General features: G+C 66.4%; 13 protein-coding genes. 6 read left to right on the plus strand and 7 right to left on the minus strand.

Annotation, left to right across the window (positions count from 1 at the left end; all coding sequences use genetic code 11):
- Nucleotides 1-213 precede the first annotated feature (213 nt).
- Both ACYX4P_RS06805 and ACYX4P_RS06810 read left to right on the plus strand, forming a co-directional pair.
- The gene (locus tag ACYX4P_RS06805) at nucleotides 214-1557 is read left to right on the plus strand and encodes an ammonium transporter (RefSeq protein ID WP_282438802.1); all 1344 of its coding nucleotides are present in this window, start codon (nucleotides 214-216) and stop codon (nucleotides 1555-1557) included.
- 78 nt (nucleotides 1558-1635) lie between these two features.
- Nucleotides 1636-2331, plus strand: a complete 696-nt coding sequence (locus tag ACYX4P_RS06810; protein WP_248117645.1) for a TorF family putative porin — start codon at nucleotides 1636-1638, stop codon at nucleotides 2329-2331.
- 57 nt (nucleotides 2332-2388) lie between these two features.
- On the opposite strand, the gene ACYX4P_RS06815 is transcribed toward ACYX4P_RS06810, so the two are convergent.
- Genes ACYX4P_RS06815 through ACYX4P_RS06830 form a run of 4 tightly spaced genes read right to left on the minus strand, consistent with a single transcriptional unit; the run spans nucleotide 2389 to nucleotide 9276 of the window.
- On the minus strand, nucleotides 2389-4761 hold the full coding sequence (locus ACYX4P_RS06815; protein ID WP_248117643.1) for a glucan 1,4-alpha-glucosidase: 2373 nt from the start codon (nucleotides 4759-4761) through the stop codon (nucleotides 2389-2391).
- A gap of 8 nt (nucleotides 4762-4769) precedes the next feature.
- Nucleotides 4770-5711 (minus strand): alpha/beta hydrolase, encoded by a 942-nt coding sequence (locus tag ACYX4P_RS06820; protein ID WP_248117641.1) that lies wholly within the window; start codon nucleotides 5709-5711, stop codon nucleotides 4770-4772.
- The gene (locus ACYX4P_RS06825; RefSeq protein ID WP_248117639.1) at nucleotides 5708-7213 is read right to left on the minus strand and encodes an MFS transporter; all 1506 of its coding nucleotides are present in this window, start codon (nucleotides 7211-7213) and stop codon (nucleotides 5708-5710) included. The genes ACYX4P_RS06820 and ACYX4P_RS06825 overlap by 4 nt, the downstream gene beginning before the upstream one ends.
- Nucleotides 7210-9276: a glycoside hydrolase family 97 protein gene (locus ACYX4P_RS06830; RefSeq protein ID WP_248117637.1), complete on the minus strand. Its 2067-nt coding sequence runs from the start codon at nucleotides 9274-9276 to the stop codon at nucleotides 7210-7212. The genes ACYX4P_RS06825 and ACYX4P_RS06830 overlap by 4 nt, the downstream gene beginning before the upstream one ends.
- Before the next feature lie 103 nt (nucleotides 9277-9379).
- On the opposite strand from ACYX4P_RS06830, the gene ACYX4P_RS06835 reads away from it, so the two are divergent.
- Nucleotides 9380-10405, plus strand: a complete 1026-nt coding sequence (locus ACYX4P_RS06835; protein ID WP_248117635.1) for a LacI family DNA-binding transcriptional regulator — start codon at nucleotides 9380-9382, stop codon at nucleotides 10403-10405.
- Between the two features lie 5 nt (nucleotides 10406-10410).
- Here the strand turns inward: ACYX4P_RS06835 and ACYX4P_RS06840 are convergent, their stop codons facing one another.
- From ACYX4P_RS06840 to ACYX4P_RS06850, 3 genes are read right to left on the minus strand one after another with little or no spacing between them, the layout of a single operon-like run.
- The gene (locus ACYX4P_RS06840) at nucleotides 10411-12054 is read right to left on the minus strand and encodes an alpha-amylase family glycosyl hydrolase (protein WP_248117633.1); all 1644 of its coding nucleotides are present in this window, start codon (nucleotides 12052-12054) and stop codon (nucleotides 10411-10413) included.
- On the minus strand, nucleotides 12051-13859 hold the full coding sequence (locus tag ACYX4P_RS06845) for an alpha-amylase family glycosyl hydrolase (protein ID WP_248117632.1): 1809 nt from the start codon (nucleotides 13857-13859) through the stop codon (nucleotides 12051-12053). The genes ACYX4P_RS06840 and ACYX4P_RS06845 overlap by 4 nt, the downstream gene beginning before the upstream one ends.
- Complete coding sequence (locus ACYX4P_RS06850; protein WP_248117629.1) at nucleotides 13856-14149, minus strand: hypothetical protein; 294 nt, start codon at nucleotides 14147-14149, stop codon at nucleotides 13856-13858. Before ACYX4P_RS06850 ends, ACYX4P_RS06845 begins: the two co-directional genes overlap by 4 nt.
- Between ACYX4P_RS06850 and ACYX4P_RS06855 the strand changes: the two genes are divergently transcribed.
- The 3 genes from ACYX4P_RS06855 to ACYX4P_RS06865 all read left to right on the plus strand — a co-directional run bounded on the left by ACYX4P_RS06855 (nucleotide 14148) and on the right by ACYX4P_RS06865 (nucleotide 18452).
- Nucleotides 14148-15224, plus strand: a complete 1077-nt coding sequence (locus ACYX4P_RS06855) for a TonB-dependent receptor plug domain-containing protein (RefSeq protein ID WP_476070231.1) — start codon at nucleotides 14148-14150, stop codon at nucleotides 15222-15224. The two genes, ACYX4P_RS06850 and ACYX4P_RS06855, sit on opposite strands and share 2 nt — an antisense overlap.
- Nucleotides 15225-15256: 32 nt before the next feature.
- A complete protein-coding gene (locus ACYX4P_RS06860; protein ID WP_476070232.1) occupies nucleotides 15257-16987 on the plus strand; it encodes a TonB-dependent receptor in 1731 nt (576 codons plus the stop codon).
- Between the two features lie 190 nt (nucleotides 16988-17177).
- Nucleotides 17178-18452: a sugar MFS transporter gene (locus ACYX4P_RS06865; RefSeq protein WP_248117625.1), complete on the plus strand. Its 1275-nt coding sequence runs from the start codon at nucleotides 17178-17180 to the stop codon at nucleotides 18450-18452.
- Nucleotides 18453-18514: the final 62 nt, after the last annotated feature.

The raw sequence follows: 18514 nt of genomic DNA on the forward strand, positions 1-18514 counted from the left end.
GCCGGCAGGGGCTGAAAATCTTTGCGTTAAGCTTGGCCTTTTCGGCGGTATGAATCCATGTTTCTGACGAAAGATCGAATGATCTTTCGTCTTTAACTTTTTGTGACCAGACCGTTGCAAGAATGTTGCGCTGTTCGCGCGCTTGCCTCTTGCGCGTTTCGCAATTGCGGTAAAACCTTCGCAACTGCGAGATTGCATAGGGGGTACTATTTCATGTCGCAGCTTGGAAACCGACTTATCGGGGCCGCGGGCCTCGTCCTTCCCACACTCTGTCTTATCGGCGCCGGCGCGGCCCAGGCGCAGGCGGCGGCGCCCACGCTTCTAGGCCACCAGGCTCCGCTGGTGCTGGACAGCGCCGGGGCCTCCTGGCTCGGCACCTCCACCGCCCTGGTTCTGCTGATGACCCTCCCCGGTCTGGCGCTGTTCTATGGCGGCATGGTGCGCAAAAAGAACGTGATCGCCACCATCACCCAGTCCGTCGGCGTTTTCGCGGTGGTGTCGCTGGTGTGGTTCATCGCCGGCTACAGCCTGGCGTTCGGCAAGAACGGAAGCGCTGGCCTTCAACCCTTCATCGGCAGCCTGGACATGCTGTTCCTGAACGGCGTGTCGCTCCAAACCGCCAACGCCCTGTTGCCGGGCATTCCCGAGTTCCTGTTCATCTCCTTCCAGATGACCTTCGCCATCATCACCCCGGCGCTGGTCACCGGCGCCTTCGCCGAGCGGATGAAATATTCGGCGCTTCTGCTGTTCACCGCCCTGTGGTCGCTGCTGGTCTATGCGCCGATCTGCCACTGGGTCTGGGGCGGCGGCTTCCTGGGTTCGGCCGGCGTGCTGGACTTCGCCGGCGGCGCGGTGGTTCACGTCAACTCGGGCGTCGCGGGTCTGGTCTGCGCCATCGTCCTGGGCCGTCGCAAGGGTTATGGGATCGAGCCGATCCTGGCGCACAATCCGGTCCTGACCATGATCGGCGCCAGCCTGCTGCTGGTCGGCTGGATCGGCTTCAACGCCGGCTCGGCGGGCGCGGCCAACGACCTGATGGGCGTGGCGCTGCTGAATACCCTGCTGGCCGCCGCCGCCGCCGCCCTGACCTGGAAGATCGTCGAATATATCGAGAAGAAGAAGGTCTCGCTGATCGGCATGTTGTCGGGCGTGGTCGCGGGCTTGGTCGCCATCACCCCGGCGGCCGGCTTCGTCGATCCCAAGGGCGCGGTGATCATCGGTCTGATCGCCGGTCCGGCCTGCTACGCCTCCTCGGTGTGGGTCAAGAAACTGCTGCGTTACGACGACAGCTTGGACGCCTTCGGCATCCACGGCGCCGGCGGTCTGATCGGCGCCCTGCTCACAGGCGTCTTCGCCACCACCGCGATCAACAGCCTTTCGGAAGGCGCCAACGTCGGCGCCCAGGCCCTGGGTCTTCTGTGGACCATCGTCTACAGCGCCGTGGGCACGCTGATCATCCTGATGATCTGCAAGTTCACCACGGGCCTGCGGGTCAGCGAGGCGGAAGAGGCGGCCGGCCTGGACACCTCGCTGCACGGCGAAGCGCTGGAACACTGATCCGGCGACCGGGCGCGGCTCCATTCCCGCGCCCGGCCATCGCCGCCGGTTCATCAATCAAAACAAGGGGATAAAACTATGATCAAGAACCTGTTTCGTGCGGCCGCCGCCGGCGCCCTCGCCACGGCCCTGATCGGCGTGTCCAGCCCGGCCTCGGCCCAGAGCGACGTCAAGGTGGCCTGGAACGTGGGCGTCGTCAGCGACTACATCTTCCGGGGCTTCAGCCAGACGGGCGAGGACCCGGCCATCCAGGGCGGTGTCGATCTGACCTCAGGCAGCTTCTACGCCGGCGCCTGGGCCTCCAACGTCGATTTCGGCGACGACACCGATGCGGAGATCGACGTCTATGGCGGTTATCGCACCGAGGCGGCGGGCTTCGCTTGGGACTTCGGCGTGATCGGCTACCTCTATGCGGGCGAGCCCAAGGGCGCGGACTATAACTACGCCGAGTTCAAGGCCGCCGCGTCGCGCGCCGTGGGTCCCGCCACTGTCGGCGCCGCCGTCTATTACTCGCCGGACTTCTACGGCGTGGATAAGGAGGCGACCTATGCCGAGATCAACGGCGCCTTCGCCCCGGCGCCCAAATGGACCGTCTCCGGCGCCGTCGGCCATCAGTGGCTGAATGTCAGCAGCGACTACACCACATGGAACCTTGCCGTCGGCTACGCCCTGACCGACAATCTGGGGCTGGACGTGCGCTACTACGACACCAACGTCAAAGGCGTTCCGGCCGCCGACGACCGGATCGTGGGCGGCCTGAAGCTGACCTTCTGATCCACCAAAGCCCAGAGGTGAAAGGCCCCGGAGATCGCTCTCCGGGGCCTTTTTCGTTCAGCGGGCGTAGCGGTCGTGGACGGGATCGTAGCTGTCCCAGACCTTGCCGTCGGCCAGCGACCGCAGCAGCTTCAGATATTCCGCGTGGGTCCAGGCCAGGGGGGTGGCCGAGTCGGTGTTCTGGCCCAAGGCGTAGTCGCGGGCCGTGGGGTTGCCGACCCCGTCCCAGACCTGTTCGGCCAGCATCAGGCCGTCGTTGGCGAACCGCTCCATCCCGCGCACATAGGTCTGGCGGATGGCGGCGATGTCGGCGGCCGAGGGCGCGCCCTTCACGCTGGCGCGCGCCAGTTCGTAGTGACCGCGTTCGCCGGTGAAGAAGGGCCAGACGCGGCCGCGCTGACCGGGGCTCATCTCGCCGCCGACGCCATAGTTGGCGCCGGTGACATGATCCTCGCCATAGCCGTCCACGCCGTAACGGCGCCAGCCCGGCGTCTTGTCGCCCTCGGGGCCGAAATCGAAGCGGACGCGATACAGGTCATCCAGCCCCTGGTCGTCATAGACGGGCAGGGTGGCGACGATGTGCGGATCGTCGGCCTTGCGCACGCCGTAGCGGACCAGCTCCAGGAAGCCGCCGTCCACCACCTTGTCCTCCGCCGGGGCGACCTGGCCGTTGGCGGCGCCGATCGGGGCCTTGTCGTTGGGGTTCTCGTTCTGGGTGATGCGGATGAAGTAGCGGCCGTCGCCGAAGTCGCCGTTGGTGGTGAACATCCGCTCTTCGATCTTGGAGGCGTAGTTGTCGGCCGCCGCCTGATAGCGGGCCGCCCCGGCGGCGTCGCCCGAGGCGCGGGCCATTTCTGCGGCGACCGTCAGGCCCGCGACCACGGCGGCGGTCGATGACGGCGAATAGCCCTGCTGCTCCTCCCAGCGTTCCTGCTGGGTGAAGGGCGGCTTGATCTCGGCATCGTTCCACAGCAGGCCGACCTTGCCGCCATCGACCAGGAAGTCGGCCGCCGGCTTCAGCATGGATCGATAGTGTTCGGTCATCTGGGCGTCCGACAGCCAGCCCATTTTCCACAGACGATAGCCCAGCATGATCGGCATGGCCGTCTGGTCCAGCTGGACCGCGACCCATTCCAGTTCGCCGTCCACATGGGTCTTCTGCAGGAACCAGCCGCCGACGCCGGTGTTGCCGGGCGTATTTGCGCCCACCTGGACCTGGGGCAGATAGTTGAAGGCCGCCAGCGGCGTCTCCCTGTCGCCCAGCGCCGCCAGAGCCATCGCCACCTGATAGAAGTCGCGCGGCCAGACGGCCTTGTAGCCGGTCGAGGATTTCGAGGCGTCCACCGTGTCGCCCCACGGGTTGGACAGGCTGGCGATCAGGGCGCCGGCATGGGTGCGATCTTCCTGAACCTTCAGCATCAGGGCCGAGGCGTAGGCCAGCTTGCCGCCGTCCGTCGCCTGTTCGGCGATGCGCGGCAGTTCGGTTAGGGAAGCGACATAGTCCTCCCAGCCCACGCGCTCGCCCTCGCCGTTGAAGCGCGCCAGCACCTCGTCCAGTCCCGTGGCGAACGATCCGTCCGCCGCCGCGCGCGCCTCGGCCTCGCTCTGACCGAAGCCGATGACGAAGTCCCGCGTGATCTGGGTGCTTTCGCGCATCCGGGGCAGGGCGCCGGTCATCATGGTGTTGCCCGCCTGGTCGCCGGTCGAGGCGTATGTCCAGTCCAGCTTGCCGTCCTTCAGATCGGTCAGACCGTCTGAGGTTCCGACGAAGCCGACGCTGGCCTTTTCGAACGCCTGGCTGGGCTTCAGGAACAGATGGGTGTCGCCTTCCCAGGCGTGGAAGCCGTCGCGCGTGACCTGGCCACGGTCATCGACGCCGGTGTTTGCGATGTGCGGCTCCAGCATCAGATAGGGCGTCACCTCGCCCTTCAGCGCCGTGATCGTGACGCGCAGAACCAGGGCGTTGCGGTCCGGGTCGCTGAAGATCTGCTTCTCGATCTGGAAGCGGCCGTTCTTGTCGCGGGTGGTGATGCGATAGGCGGGCGACAGCGGCCGGCCTTGCGCGTCCACGTGCAGATATTCAGTGCGGCTGGTGGTGTCCGGGCCTTCGACGACCAGGCCGTCTTGGGTGACGCCGGCGAAGCGCAGGGCCTTGATCTGGGCCTCATGGATCAGGCCGTACATCGTCTCGGTCAGGACGCCGTCAGCGATGGAATACCAGACCTTGGACACCGCGCCGGTCGGGCCGCCGTCGCGATACTGGCCATCGACATAGGCTTCGTAGGACGATCCGGCGCCGGTCTTGGCCGCGCTGGACCAGACGGGCGGCGCGCCGGGGGCGCCGGGGGCGACGCCCGACTGGGCGGTCGCTGCGGAAGCGAGGGCCAGGCCGGCGGCGCCAGCGAGGCAGAAGGTACGGAAGTGACGCATTGTGGTCCTCACGGGTTGCGCGTGGGGGCGGGGGAAAGAAGGAAGGTCAGAGGCGCGTCCAGACGCTGGTTCCACGACGCCTCGGTGTGCTGGGCGCCGGGGAAGACCAGGCTCTGGAAATCGCCGGGGGCATAGCCGCGACGACGGAACGACTGGTCCACCTGGGTCTGGAAGTCGGCGTAGAACTGATCCAGCGTCTCGTCGCCCCGGTCGAAATAGAAGCGGTGCGCGCCCGGCGCCGGCAGGCCGCGTTCGATCACGCCGGTCCAGGCGGCGACCAGTCGCTCGCGCCAGGCGTCCAGCGCCGCGCCCGCCTCCAGCCCCTCGACCTTCAGCGGCCAGTGGGTGGACAGACAGGCGGCGGCGGAAAAGACGTCGGGCCGCTTCATCACCGCAGCCATCGAGATCAGACCACCCATGCTGGACCCGGCGATCATCGTATCCTGAGGCCCGGTCAGGGTGCGATAGGTCCGGTCGACGAAGGGCTTCAGTTCCTCGGCCAGGAACCGCAGATAGCCGTCGGACAGCGACGGGCCGCCATAGATGGCCTGAACCTCTTCGCGCATATCAACGGGCAGGGCCGCGATCAGGTCGGCCGGCACATATTCCCTGAGGCGCAGATCGGTGTTCCACACGCCGACGACGATGGGCGCGCGCACCTGACCGCCCGCGATCAGGCGTGTCAGATGCTCGTCCACGCCCCATTCGCCGAAGTTGGCCGTGGCCGCATCGAACAGGTTCTGGCCGTCATGCATATAGAGGACCGGGTGGCGGGCGTCCGCCCCCTCGTATCCCGGCGGCAGCCAGATGGAGACCTTGCGCGCCTTCGCATGGGCTGAAGCCATGTCTGGGTGGACGATCAGGCGCCCGCCCGCGATGGGGCCCTCGGCGCGGGCCGCGCCGGCGAAGGGCAGGGCGGCCAGCAGGGCCAGCAGGCTTCGCCGGTTCATGCCCGATGCTCCTTGACCAGCAGGGCGCTGGCTGCCGCAAGCACGAAGGAGCCCGCGCCCAGCACCAGGGCCCATATGGCCTGGCCGTCGAACAGGGTCTTCAGGATCAGGCCCAGGACCGTGGCGGCCAGCAACTGCGGCACCACGATGAAGATGTTGAACACCCCCATATAGACGCCCATCTTTCGGTCCGGGACCGCCGCCGACAGGATGGCGTAGGGCATGGAGACGATCGACGCCCAGGCGAAGCCGACGCCGATCATCGGCAGCCACAGCAGGCCCGGCTCACGAATGGCGAAGACGCCAAACAGGCCGGCCGCGCCCAGCAGCAGCATCAGCGCATGGGTCGCCCTGCGCCCGATCCGCTTGGCGATGACCGGCAGGGTGAAGGCCGCCAGGGCCGCCACGCCGTTATAGACGCCGAACAGCACCCCCACCCAGTCCGCGCCGGCCGCATAGGCGGCGGATGTCGTGTCGGTCGCGCCGTAATGGACGCGGGTCACGGCGGCGGTGGTGTAGATCCACATGGCGAACAGGGCGAACCAGCTGAAGAACTGAACCACCGCCAGGCCGCGCATCGTCTGCGGCATACGGAAGATGTCGTTCAGAATCTCGGTCGCGGCGTTGACCACGCCCCGCCGCTGCATCATGCCGACGGCGATCATCAGAAGGCCAAATCCAGCGACAAAACCGCCCAGGATCAGCAACTCCTTCTCAAGCCCCAGCGCCGCGATCAGGCCAAGCGCCAGAACCCCCAGCACCAGGCAGATCAGGCCCGATCCCAGCCAGCCGCGCACCGACCGGGCCGGCGCTTCAGGCGCGTCATCGGCGACCGGCGTGCCGGCCCGTTCGAAGGCGGCGATCTGTTCGGGACTGTATTCCCTGGTCGACAGCACAGTCCACAGAACGGCTGCGAACAGGCCCACGGCGCCCACATAGAAGGCGATCCTGACCGACAGGGGCACGACGCCCGCCTCGGCCGTCGAGGCGACGTGGAAGACGTTGGACAGCAACCACGGCAGGGTCGAGGCGAAGACCGCGCCCGCGCCGATGAAGAAGCTCTGCATCGCATAGCCGGCGGTGCGCTGCTCCTCGGGCAGGTTGTCGCCGACGAAGGCGCGGAACGGCTCCATTGTGATGTTGATCGAGGCGTCCATGATCCACAGCATGGCGGCGGCGAACCACAGGCTGGGGCTGTTGGGCATGGCGATCAGCGCCAGGGTCGTGGCGATGGCCCCGATCAGGAAATAGGGCCGCCGCCGCCCGAACCGGGTCCAGGTCTTGTCGCTGAAATGGCCGATGATCGGCTGGACCAGCAGACCCGTCAGCGGCGCGGCGATCCACAGGATGGCCAGCGTATCGACCTCGGCCCCCAGGGTCTGGAAGATGCGGCTGGTGTTGGCGTTCTGCAGGCCGAAGCCGATCTGGATGCCGAAGAAGCCGACGCACATGTTCCAGATCGCCAGGCCGGACAGGCGCGGGCGGTGGGAGAGGAGGGTCATCTCCGACGCCCCCGGCCCATCGGCACGAACCGGATCGCCTGGCCGCCGCCGGGGGCCAGGGCCAGTGTCAGGACGTCGCCGGATGTCACCTCGCGCTGCTCGATCACGATGTCCTCGCGCTTGACCCTATAGTCGGCGTCCGGGCCGTCGCGGTAGATTTCGGCGCGATAGCGGCGGCCCGCGTCCAGGAAGTCCAGCGGCGCGTTCAGGACGCGCGGATGCTCGTCGGTGACGGCGCCCAGGGCCCAGACGTCGGAGGCGCGGTCCTTTCTGGCGATCACGACATAGTCGCCCATCTCGGCGGCCAGCACGCGGGTCTCGGCCCAGTCGCACGGCACGTCCTTGATGAACTGGAACGGGCCGGGATTGGCCTCGTAGTTGACCAAGAGGTCCGCCGCCATCTGGATCGGGCTGTAGATGACGACATACAGGGCCAGCTGTTTCGCCCAGGTCGTCTGCACACCGCCTGGGCTGCGCGTCTCCATGCCGAAGATGCCGGGCGTATAGTCCATCGGCCCGGCCAGCAGGCGGGTGAAGACCAGGTTCGGTTCATGCTCGGGCGGATTGCCGGGGTTGCCCCAGGCCGAATATTCCATGCCGCGCTGGCCCTCGCGGCTGATCATATTGGGATAGGTGCGGCGCAGGCCGGTATCCTTGAACGGCTCGTGGGCGTTGACGGCGACCTTGTGCCGGGCGCCGGCCTCGATCACGCGCATATGGTGCTGGGCCATCGGCTGGCTTTCGTGCCAGGCCATGACCATCCGGCCGTCCGGCCCCGCCACGCGCGCCCCGCCCGCATCAGCGACATAGCCGGTCTTGACCGAATGGACGCCCAGCCGCTCGTACAGCGCCATCGCCGGCTCCAGCTGCTGCTCGTAGTGGAAGGCGTTGCCGCCGGTCTCGTGGTGGCCGATCAACTGCACGCCCTTGGAGCGCGCATGGGCGCAGACCGCCTCGATGTCGAAATCGGGATAGGCCTCGGTGAAGCTGAAGTCCGCGCCGTTGGCGAACCACTGGCCGTCCCAGCCCTTGTTCCAGCCTTCGACCAGCACCCCGCCCAGGCCGTGTTTGGCGGCGAAGTCGATGTGTTTGATCGTATTTTCTGTGGTGGCGCCGTGCTTGGGGCCAGCGTTCCAGGTCTTCAGCTCCAGGTGCATCTCCCACCATACGCCGAAATATTTCATCGGCTTGAACCACGACACGTCGCCCAGCTTGTTCGGCTCGTTCAGGTTCAGGATCAGGCTGGATTCGATCAGTCCCGCCCCATTGTCGGCGATCTGCAGCGTGCGCCACGGGGTGTTGAACGGCGCCTGGCGCACCACCGCCGCATTGGTCAGGCCGGGCGTCAACTGGGCCCGGAAGTTCGTTGCCTCTGAGCGACGCAGATTCATGCCGGCGTAGTCGATGCAGGCCGCCTCGTGGATCGAGACGTGCAGGCCGGACCGCCCCTTGACCGTCATCGGCGTCTGGGCGCTGCCGACCGCGTCGATGGGGGTGCGGTCGTAGAGGTATTCCTCGCGATTCCATTCCCAGGCCGGGCACCACAGGGCCTCGCCATTTTCCGCCAGATTGAACTCGGTCAGTTCCGAGCCGATGCGGACGGTCTTCAACGCGGGCTGATCCGGGAATTCGTAACGGAAGCCCAGGCCGTCGTCATACAGGCGGAACACCACGTCCACACGGCGTTGCAGGCCCCCGGTCTCGGCATAGACGACACGCCATTCGTTGTAGTGGTTGCGGATGAAGCGGCGCTCGCCCCACGGCTGCTCCCAGGTGTCATCCACCGTGACCGGCTGACCGGCGGTGATCGCCAGACCGCGCTCAATGGCGGGGGCGTCGGTCAAGAGGAAGCCCAGCTTGGACGGCGCCACCACGACCCGGCCCTGGCGCAGGACCGAATACATCGGCCGCCCGTCATTGTCGGTGAAGGCCTCGACCGTCAGCACCCCGCCCGGCGACGAGGCGCGGGCATGGGCGGGCGTTGTCTGGGCCCGAACACCCGTCGCCCCGAACGCCAGGATCGACACGCCGCCAAGGGCCAGAAAGGATCTGCGCTGCATCATGGGAACTCCGTTACGCCGCCTCTTGCCAACCGCCGCGAACGGTGGCTGAAATATTTGCAGAAAAATTTGCAGCTTCACCATGCTGCCGTAAGGACCCGCGACCTTGAGCCGCAAGACCACCCGTCTGGAAGACATCGCCCGCCTGGCCGGGGTGTCTATCGCCACCGCCTCGCGCGCCCTGAACGACAGCCCCGCCGTCAACGACCGCACCAAACAGACGATCTGGAAGCTGGCCAAGGAGCATGACTATCCGTTCCGCCGTCACATGCCGGCCGGCCCCATCGGCGCCCAGGGCACCATCGCCCTGGTCGTGCCGCGCCCGCAGGGGCGGGAAGGGCGCCTCAGCGACCCCTTCTTCCTGGAACTGCTGGCCGGGGTGGGCGAGGCGGCGCGCGAACGCGGCTGCGACCTGCTGATGAGCCATATCTCGCCCGCCAACTATGACGAACTGTCGGCGGCGTTGAACACCAGCCGGGCGGACGGGGTGATCTTCCTGGGCCAGTCCAGCCTGCATTCCGCCTTCAACCGGCTGGTGGACGCCGACCACCGATTTGTCGTCTGGGGCGCCGAACTGCCGGATCAGGATTACTGCTCCATCGGCTCGGACAATATCTCGGGCGGACGCCGCGCGACCCTGCATCTGGCGCGGCTGGGGCGAAAGCGCATCGTCTTCCTGGGCGACCTGGATCCGCCCGAGGCCATGCAGCGGCATCGCGGCTATCTGGACGCCCTGACCCAGGCCGGGCTGGAGGCGAACGCCGAACGGATCGTGCCCGCCCATTTCGAGGTCGAATCGGCAGAGGCGACCGTGGACGCCCTGATTCGACGCGGCGTCGCCTTCGACGGGGTGGTGGCGGCGTCCGACCAGATCGCGCTGGGGGCCGTGCGCGCCCTGCTGCACGCCGGCGTCGATGTGCCGGGTCAGGTCTCGGTCATCGGCTTCGACAATGTGCCCTTCAGCCGCTATTCGCGCCCTGCGCTCAGCACCATCGCCCAGGACACGATGAAGGCCGGTCGGCTGATGGTGTCCAAACTGCTGGATCACGGCGGCGCGTCGACGGGCATGGGCGCGGGCCGGTCCGAGCGCGTTCCGACCGAACTGATCGTTCGCGAGACCTGCGGCGGCTGAACCCCTCATCCGGCTTCGGCGAAGATCAGGCCGGCCAGCGGCTTCAGCGCCGCGCCGTCCGCTTCCGTCCAGTTGACCGCCGCGATCGGGCGCGCGCCGACGGGCGGGGACCAGTCCAAGGCCTCGAAGCCCAGGTTGAACACACACAGCAGGCGCTCGCCGCCCGCAGTCCGTTCGAACCGGCGGAAGACCACGAGGTCGCCGGCGCTTTCGATCTCCAGCCCGCCGGTGCGCAGCGCCGGGTGGGCATGACGCAGAGCGATGATGCGGCGCGCAGCGTGCAGGACAGAGTTCGGGTCCGCCTCCTGCGTATCGACCGACAGGGACAGGTGGCGTGGATCGACCGGCAGCCACGGCTCCACCGTCGAAAATCCGGCGTTGGGTGCGGTCTCGACCCAGGGCATCGGGGTGCGGGCGCCGTCGCGTCCCAAGGTCTGGGGCCAGTTGGCGATGGCCTCGGGGTCGACGAGCCGTTCGAACGGCACCTCGGCCTGCGGCAGGCCCAACTCCTCGCCCTGATAGACGAAGACATTGCCGCGCAGGCTCATCAGCAGCAGCAGCGCCATCTCCGAAAACGCCTTCTCGTCGCGCCCTTTGGCCCAGCGCGACACCGCGCGTGGCGCGTCGTGGTTCGAGAAGGTCCAGGACGGCCAGCCCTCGCCCTGCTGGTCCGGCCACATCTGGTCGCCCTGGCCGATCAGTTCGCCCTTCAGCGTGTCGGCGTAGAGGTAGAGAAAGCCGTAGGCCGAGTGCAGCCTGTCGTTCCCGGCGGTGAATTCCTTCATCTCGCGGTCGGCGTGGTCGCCGCCGACCTCCGCCACGGTGAACCGGGCGTCATAGCTGTCGGTCAGGGCCCGGATGCGGTTCAGGAAGCCGATGATGTCGGGATGGGACTGGTTGTAGATCTTGTCCTGAAAGTCGAACGGCCGTGTCCGCTTCTTACCGTCCTGGATCGGCGGATTGTCCTTCAGCGACGGGTCGTGGATGGCGAAGTTGATGGCGTCCAGCCGGAAACCGTCCACCCCCCGATCCAGCCAGAACCGCGCCGCCGCGATAAGGGCGTCCTGCACCGCCGGGTTCCTGACGTTCAGCTGAGGCTGAGAGGCCAGGAAGTTGTGCATGTAATACTGGCCGCGCCGCGCATCCCAGGTCCAGGCCGGGCCGCCGAACACCGACTGCCAGTTCGACGGGGGCGAGCCGTCCGGCTTGGCGTCCGCCCAGACATACCAGTCGGCGTATTCGCCATTGCGGCTGGTGCGGCTGGCGGTGAACCAGGGGTGTTCGTCCGAGGTATGGGAGAAGACCTGGTCGATGACGACCTTCAGCCCCAGCGCCTGGGCGCGCGCCATCAGGGCGTCGAAATCGGCCAGGCTCCCGAAGATCGGATCGACGTCGCAATAGTCCGACACATCATAGCCGAAGTCCTTCATCGGCGACTTGAAGAAGGGCGACAGCCACACTCCGTCCACGCCCAGGCTGGCGACGTGGTCCAGATGCGCCGTGATGCCCCGCAGGTCGCCCACGCCGTCGTCGTTCGCATCGGCGAAGCTGCGCGGATAAATCTGGTACAGGACCGCGCCCCGCCACCAGTCGTGGCCGAGTGCAGGGGCGACGGCCGCCGGGGAAAAGTCGATGGGCTGGGCGGTCACGGCACGCTCTTGCAGACAAGGTAATCGAGAGGGGGAACGCGAACGGCGACGCTGGCGGGCGCCGACGAACGGGCCGCGCAGTCGCCGCGCAAAGCCTGCCACCGAAGCGAGCCGGGCTCCACCTCGACCTGGGCGCTGACGGGGGCGGTCGAACTGTTGAACAGAACCAGCACCTCGCCGTCGTCGTCGGTCAGGCGAGACAGGGCGAACAGACCCGGCTTGTCGCCATAGGCCCGAACGACCTGACGACCGCGACGCAGCGCCGGTTCGGCGGCGCGCAGACGCGCCATTTCCGCTATGGCCTTATACAGCGGCGCCTCGGTCGAATAGGCCGCTCGGCGGCCGCCGACGGGCGTCTCGTTCGCATAGATCGGCGTGCGGCTGGGCCACATGTCCTGGCGTGAGTTTCCGTATCCGCCCGCGCCGGCGAAGCCCTGCTCGTCGCCGTAATAGAGGGTGGGCACGCCTCGGCTGAACATCATAAGCGCATGGGCCAGTTTGATACGGGCCAGCAGTTCGGCGTCGTCTGCGTTCGGGTTCGCCTGTTTCACGAAGAAGCCGATCCGGCCCATATCGTGATTGCCCAGGAAGGTCGGCAGGATGGCGGCCGTCTCGGCGCCGTTCGCATAGATCGCATCGGCGTCGAAAAGCTTGGCCAGGGCGTCGGTCCCGACCTTGCCCGCCGCCACGTCGGTCGCCTGTTTCTGGAACGGGAAATCCAGCACCGCCGGATACCCATCGACCCGCGTAAACCGCGCCGTCACCGCCGGATCGGGGTCATAGACCTCACCGAAGATGTGGAAGTTGGGAATGCCCTTGGCGGCGGCGCGGGCCGTCATGGCGGGGATGAAGGCCTGCCAGAACTCGGGGTTCACATGGCGGGCGGTGTCGATGCGATAGCCGTCGATGCCGTATCGATCGATCCAGCCGCCGAAGATGTCGATCATGCCCTGCACGACCACCGGATCCTCGGTCAGCAGGTCGTCCAGACCGGCGAAGTCGCCGTCCAGGCTGCTTTCGCCCGAAAAGGTGCTCTCGCCGCGGTTATGATAGCGGATCGGATCGTTCAGCCAGGCCGGAACCTTGGCGTTCTCCTCGCCCGCCGGGACGTAAGGGCTGTAAGCATAGTCGGGCCGGATCAGGCGCGAAAAGTCACGTCCGTCGAAGCTGTCGTTGATCGGCGCGCCGTCCACCCCGCCCTTGCGCGTATAGGGATAGTCGGCGCGGCTGCGATAGGCGCAGTCGTTCTGCGGGCATTCGCGGTAGCGGATGACGTCGGCGGTGTGGTTGGCCACAATGTCCAGATACACCTTCATGCCGCGCGCATGGGCCGCATCGACCAGGGCGCGCATCGTCGCCTCGTCGCCGAAATGGGGATCGACCGTGGTGAAGTCGGTGATCCAGTATCCGTGGTGCGCCGCGCCGGTGTAGTCGCCATGCGTCTGGACCGGCTTGTTCTTGAAGATGGGCGCCAGCCACACGGCCGTCGCGCCTAGACCCTGAATATAGTCCAGCCGCTGGATCACGCCCGCCAGATCGCCGCCGTGATAGAAGTCGGTGTCGGTCGGATCGAAGCCGCTGACCAGCCGCTGAGGGGCATAGCCGCCGTGGTCGTTGGCCGGATCGCCGTTGGCGAACCGGTCGGGCAGCAGGAAATAGATCACCTCGTCCTGGGGCGGGCGCTGGCGCAGCGCCTTCAGCCCGGCGGGCGTCGGGGCGGTCTGGGCCAGGGCCGAGCCGGCGGACATCAGGGCGGCAGCGGCCGCAGCCGCGCGCCATCTGTTTCGTGTCTTGGCGGTGTTCATGGTCGTCGCTCCCACACGTCTGGCCGATGCAAAGCCTTCCAGATCAGTTTGCAAGATTTTGCAGCAATGGCCCCGGCTGTCAACGCGGGTTGTTTTTGCTGCGATGCAAACACTATGCGTGCCTTAAAGCCGCTATCAGGTGTTGCAGCTGCAAAAATCCCGCCCTTGTGAAGGCCGTAAGGCGGCGGCAACATTAACTGCTTGCAAGGTCCGCGAAGATTTGCATATTTTTGCGACGGCTTAGGGTCGCGACGTTCAGAAATGCGATCAGCCCCAGGGAGGATGATCATGTTCCAACGTCTCAACCGACGCGCGCGTCTGCTGTCCGGTGTCGCCTTCGGCGCCGCCGCCGTCATGACGGTCGGCTCGGCCCACGCCCAGACCACCGCGACGACCACCGCTCAGGCGGGCGACCAGCCGACCGAAGTCGGCGAAATCGTCGTCACCGGCATTCGCCGCTCGATCGAAGCCTCGATCTCGGCCAAGGCCAACAACACCTCGATCGTCGAGGTCATTTCCTCCGAGGACATCGGCAAGCTGCCGGACGTGTCCATCGCGGAATCCCTGGCGCGTCTGCCGGGCGTGACGATGCAGCGGCTGGACGGCCGCAGCCAGGCGATCTCGATCCGGGGTCTGGGCCCCGACTTCACCACCGCCCTGCTGAACGGCCGTGAGCTGGTCACCACCGGCGACAACCGCGGCGTCGAGTTCGACCAGTTCCCCGCCGAACTGCTGTCCAGCGTCGTCGTCTACAAGACCCCGGATTCGGCCCTGATCGGCCAGGGCCTGGGCGGCACAGTCGACCTGCGCACCGTGCGCCCGCTGGCCTATGGCCGCCAGGCCATCGCCCTGAACTATCGCCACGAGTGGAACGACATCGGCGCCCTGAACTCGGGCACCACCGACAAGGGCGACCGCTACACCGTCTCCTACGTCGATCAATTCCTGGACGGCACCCTGGGCGTGGCCCTGGGCTACGCCCACATGAGCTCGCCCTATCAGTCCGAGCGGTTCAACGCCTGGGGCTATCCCAACTACAGCGACGGAAATCTGCTGACGGGCGGGGTCAAGCCCTACGTCATGTCGTCGGAGCTGGAGCGCGACGGCTATATGGGCGTGCTGGAATGGCGCCCGAATGACCGTATCCACTCGACGATCGACGCCTTCTATTCCGAGTTCAAGAACACCCAGGTTCTGCGCGGCATCGAATTCCCGCTGGCCTGGGGCGGCCTGGCTGAAAATCTAACCGCAGCACCAATCCTGTCGTTCTGGGCGGTTGTCAGATCACCAACAACGTCGCGACCCCCAACGTCTGCCGTCCGGCGCCGTCGCTGCGTCCCGGTTACACGGTCGAGGATGGCCTGATCGTCGCGGGAACCTGGGACAACATCAAGGGTGTGGTCCGCAACGACCTGAACAAGCGCGACAGCAACATCACGGCCCTGGGCTGGAACACCGAGTTCACGCTCAGCGACGACTGGTCGGCGAACCTCGACCTCAGCTATTCGAAGGTCGAGCGTAACGACATCATCCTGGAAACCAACGCCGGCACCGGCCGCAACATCAACGGCGCCCTGGACACCCTGGGCTTCCAGCTGACCGGCGACGGCGTGACCCGCTTCACCAGTCGTCTGAACTACGCCGATCCGACGCTGATCAAGATCACCAGCCCGCAGGGCTGGGGCGGCGACGTGATCCCCGAGGGTCAGGCCGGTTATCTGAACACCCCGTCCATCGAGGACGAGCTGAAGGCCGCCCGCTTCTCGGTCACGCGCCAACTGCACCAGAGCCCGTTCAAGTCGATCGACTTCGGCTTCAACTACACCGAACGTCAGAAGACCTTCGTCAACGATCAGTATTATCTGGGCGTCCCCGGCGGCGGCGATCTGACCGTGCCGACCGCCTTCCTGCTGGACCCGACCGACCTGGGCTATCTCGGCATCTCGCAGGTGCTGAGCTATGACGCTCTGGGACTGCTCAACAGCGGCGCGCTGAACCGCATTCGCAACCCGAACGCCGATGTCATCTCGGGCAACTGGGAGGTGACCGAGAAGGTCTCCACCGCCTATGTCCGCGCCAACATCGACCACAACCTGTTCGGCCTGCCGTTGACCGGCAATGTGGGCATGCAGTTCGTCTATACGGACCAGAGTTCCACCGGCTTCTCGGCCCGTCAGGCTGGACTCGGGGTATCGGAAACGGTCGCGGTGTCGGGCGGGAAGGATTATCTGGAGATCCTGCCCAGCTCGAACTTCATCCTGCAGGTTGCGGACGATGCCTTCGTGCGCTTTGCGGCCGCCCGCACCCTGGCTCGCGCCCGCATGGACGACATGCGCGCCTCGCGGAACTATTCGTTCGACAACGGTAAGAATAATGGCAATGCGTCGGCCGACCAGAACTCTCCCTGGAGCGCCTCTGGAGGCAATCCGACGCTGACCCCCTATATCGCTGACGTGGCGGATATTTCGTTCGAGAAGTATTTCGCCAATCGCAAGGGCTACATCTCGCTGGCGGCCTTCTACAAGCATCTGGAAAGCTACGTTTATAACCACGATCAGATCTTCGACTTCACCGGCTATCCGACCGGCGGCGTGACGCCCGTCATCAACTTCGGCAAGTCCTCGGCCCCCGACAACGGCGAAGGCGGTTGGATCAAGGGTCTGGAGCTGTCGATCTCGGCGCCGTTCGACATCTTCCATCCCGCGCTGGAAGGTTTCGGCGCCCAGTTCAGCGCCTCGACGACGGACAGCGAGGTCCAGCCCGATCCGACCCAGGCGCCGACCGCCCTGCCGGGTCTTTCGGAGAATGTCATCAACGGCTCGCTGTATTATGAGCGGTACGGCTTCCAGTCGCGGATTTCGGCCCGCTATCGCTCGGACTACCTGGGCGAGGTCGCCGGCTTCGGCAACGGCCGCACCCTGCGTTCTGTGGCGGCGGAAACCGTGGTCGACGCCCAGATCGGCTACGAGTTCCAGTCTGGCGCGCTGGAGGGTCTGTCCGTTCTGGCCCAGGTCAACAACCTGACCGACGAACCGTTCAAGACCTTCCAGAACGGTGATGAGCGTCAGACCATCGACTACCAGCACTATGGCCGCACCTTCGCGGTCGGTCTGAACTACAAGTTCTGATCCTTTTCTCTCCGAGCAGACTGAGGGCCGTCCCGTTCGCGGGGCGGCCCGTTTTTCGTGCGGCGGCAAAAGTTTGGTTACAGGGCGCGCTTTTCGGCTGGACGCACGGCCTGCGATGTCGGAACCACGTCGATCTGAAGAACCGCGCGGCGCAGCGCGGCCTATGACGCCTCTGGGGGATCTGACTTTCATGACCACGACGGACGCTGGAAAACGCCAGGGCGCAGGCCTGGCCTTCGCCTATGTCACCACCCTGTTCTTCGCCTGGGGCTTCGCCACCTCGCTGATCGATCCGCTGATCGCGGCCGTGAAGCGGGTGTTCGACCTGAACAACGCCGAAGCCTTCCTGACCACCTTCGCCTGGTTCATCGCCTATGGGCTGATGTCGCTGCCGGCCGCCTCGGTGCTGAGCAAGCTGGGCTATAGCCGCTCGATCATCGGCGCCCTGATCGTGATGGTGGCGGGCTGCTTGATCGTGCCGGCCGCGACCGCCGCCGACTGGTATCCGGGCGTGCTGATCGCCCTGTTCGTGATCGCCTCGGGCGTCACCCTGCTGCAGGTCGCCGCCAATCCGCTGGTCGCCGAGCTGGGCAGCCCCAAGGGCGCCTCCAGCCGTCTGAACCTGTCGCAGGCCTTCAACTCGCTGGGCACGACGATCGGGCCTTGGCTGGGGTCGCACGTCCTCTTGACCGGCGGGGTCTTCGCCGCCGGCGCGGTCGTGACCGCCGCAACCCGCACCCAGTCGCTGCGCAGCATCGACATGGCCTTCCTGGGCATGGGTTCCTTCTTCGCCCTGGTCGCCGTCTTCATCTTCACGGCGCGCAAGAAGATCAACGCCGCCGCCCCGGCGACGACCGAGGCCGTGTCGCCGCTGAAGGCCCTGTCTTCGCCCTGGGCGATCTTCGGCGCCCTGGCCATCTTCCTCTATGTCGGGTCAGAGGTGGCCATCGGCGGGATGCTGACCAACTTCTTGGAAAGCCCTGAAATCCTGAACGCCCCCATCGAGACGGCGGGCAAGATGGTCGCCCTGTACTGGGGCGGCGCCATGGTCGGCCGCTTCATCGGCTCGGCCGTCCTGACCAAGGTGCGCCCTGGTATCGTCCTGGCCTTCTGCACGGTCGCGGCCGCCATCCTGTGCCTGACCGTAAGCCAGCTGGGCGGACCGACGGCGGCCTATGCCGTCCTGTCCATCGGTCTGTTCAACTCCATCATGTTCCCCACCATCTTCACCCTGACGCTGGAGCGGTCCACCGCCCCGACCTCGGCGACGTCGGGCCTGCTGGTGTTCGGCATCATCGGCGGCGCCCTGCTGCCGCAGGTGGCGGCGCGCATCGCCGACGCGGCGGGCAATTTGCAGCCGGCGTTCATCGTGCCGATGCTGGGCTACGTCGGCCTGACCATCTTCGCCATCGCCTGTATCCGCACCAAGGCGAGGACAGAGGTGACGACGACCGCTTCGCACTAAGGAGCGAGACGCCGGACAAGACAAAGGGCGCGGAAGGGAGACCTCCGCGCCCTTCTGTCATT

The sequence above is a fragment of the Brevundimonas sp. ABV4_179 genome (assembly GCF_056311945.1).

What these genes read in the sequence shown, in the direction of transcription:
- ACYX4P_RS06805 (WP_282438802.1), top strand. Translation starts at nt 214, where the DNA reads ATGTCGCAGCTTGGAAACCGACTTATCGGGGCCGCGGGCCTCGTCCTT.
- ACYX4P_RS06810 (WP_248117645.1), top strand. Translation starts at nt 1,636, where the DNA reads ATGATCAAGAACCTGTTTCGTGCGGCCGCCGCCGGCGCCCTCGCCACG.
- ACYX4P_RS06815 (WP_248117643.1), bottom strand. Translation starts at nt 4,761, where the DNA reads ATGCGTCACTTCCGTACCTTCTGCCTCGCTGGCGCCGCCGGCCTGGCC.
- ACYX4P_RS06820 (WP_248117641.1), bottom strand. Translation starts at nt 5,711, where the DNA reads ATGAACCGGCGAAGCCTGCTGGCCCTGCTGGCCGCCCTGCCCTTCGCC.
- ACYX4P_RS06825 (WP_248117639.1), bottom strand. Translation starts at nt 7,213, where the DNA reads ATGACCCTCCTCTCCCACCGCCCGCGCCTGTCCGGCCTGGCGATCTGG.
- ACYX4P_RS06830 (WP_248117637.1), bottom strand. Translation starts at nt 9,276, where the DNA reads ATGATGCAGCGCAGATCCTTTCTGGCCCTTGGCGGCGTGTCGATCCTG.
- ACYX4P_RS06845 (WP_248117632.1), bottom strand. Translation starts at nt 13,859, where the DNA reads ATGAACACCGCCAAGACACGAAACAGATGGCGCGCGGCTGCGGCCGCT.
- ACYX4P_RS06855 (WP_476070231.1), top strand. Translation starts at nt 14,148, where the DNA reads ATGTTCCAACGTCTCAACCGACGCGCGCGTCTGCTGTCCGGTGTCGCC.
- ACYX4P_RS06850 (WP_248117629.1), bottom strand. Translation starts at nt 14,149, where the DNA reads ATGATCATCCTCCCTGGGGCTGATCGCATTTCTGAACGTCGCGACCCT.
- ACYX4P_RS06865 (WP_248117625.1), top strand. Translation starts at nt 17,178, where the DNA reads ATGACCACGACGGACGCTGGAAAACGCCAGGGCGCAGGCCTGGCCTTC.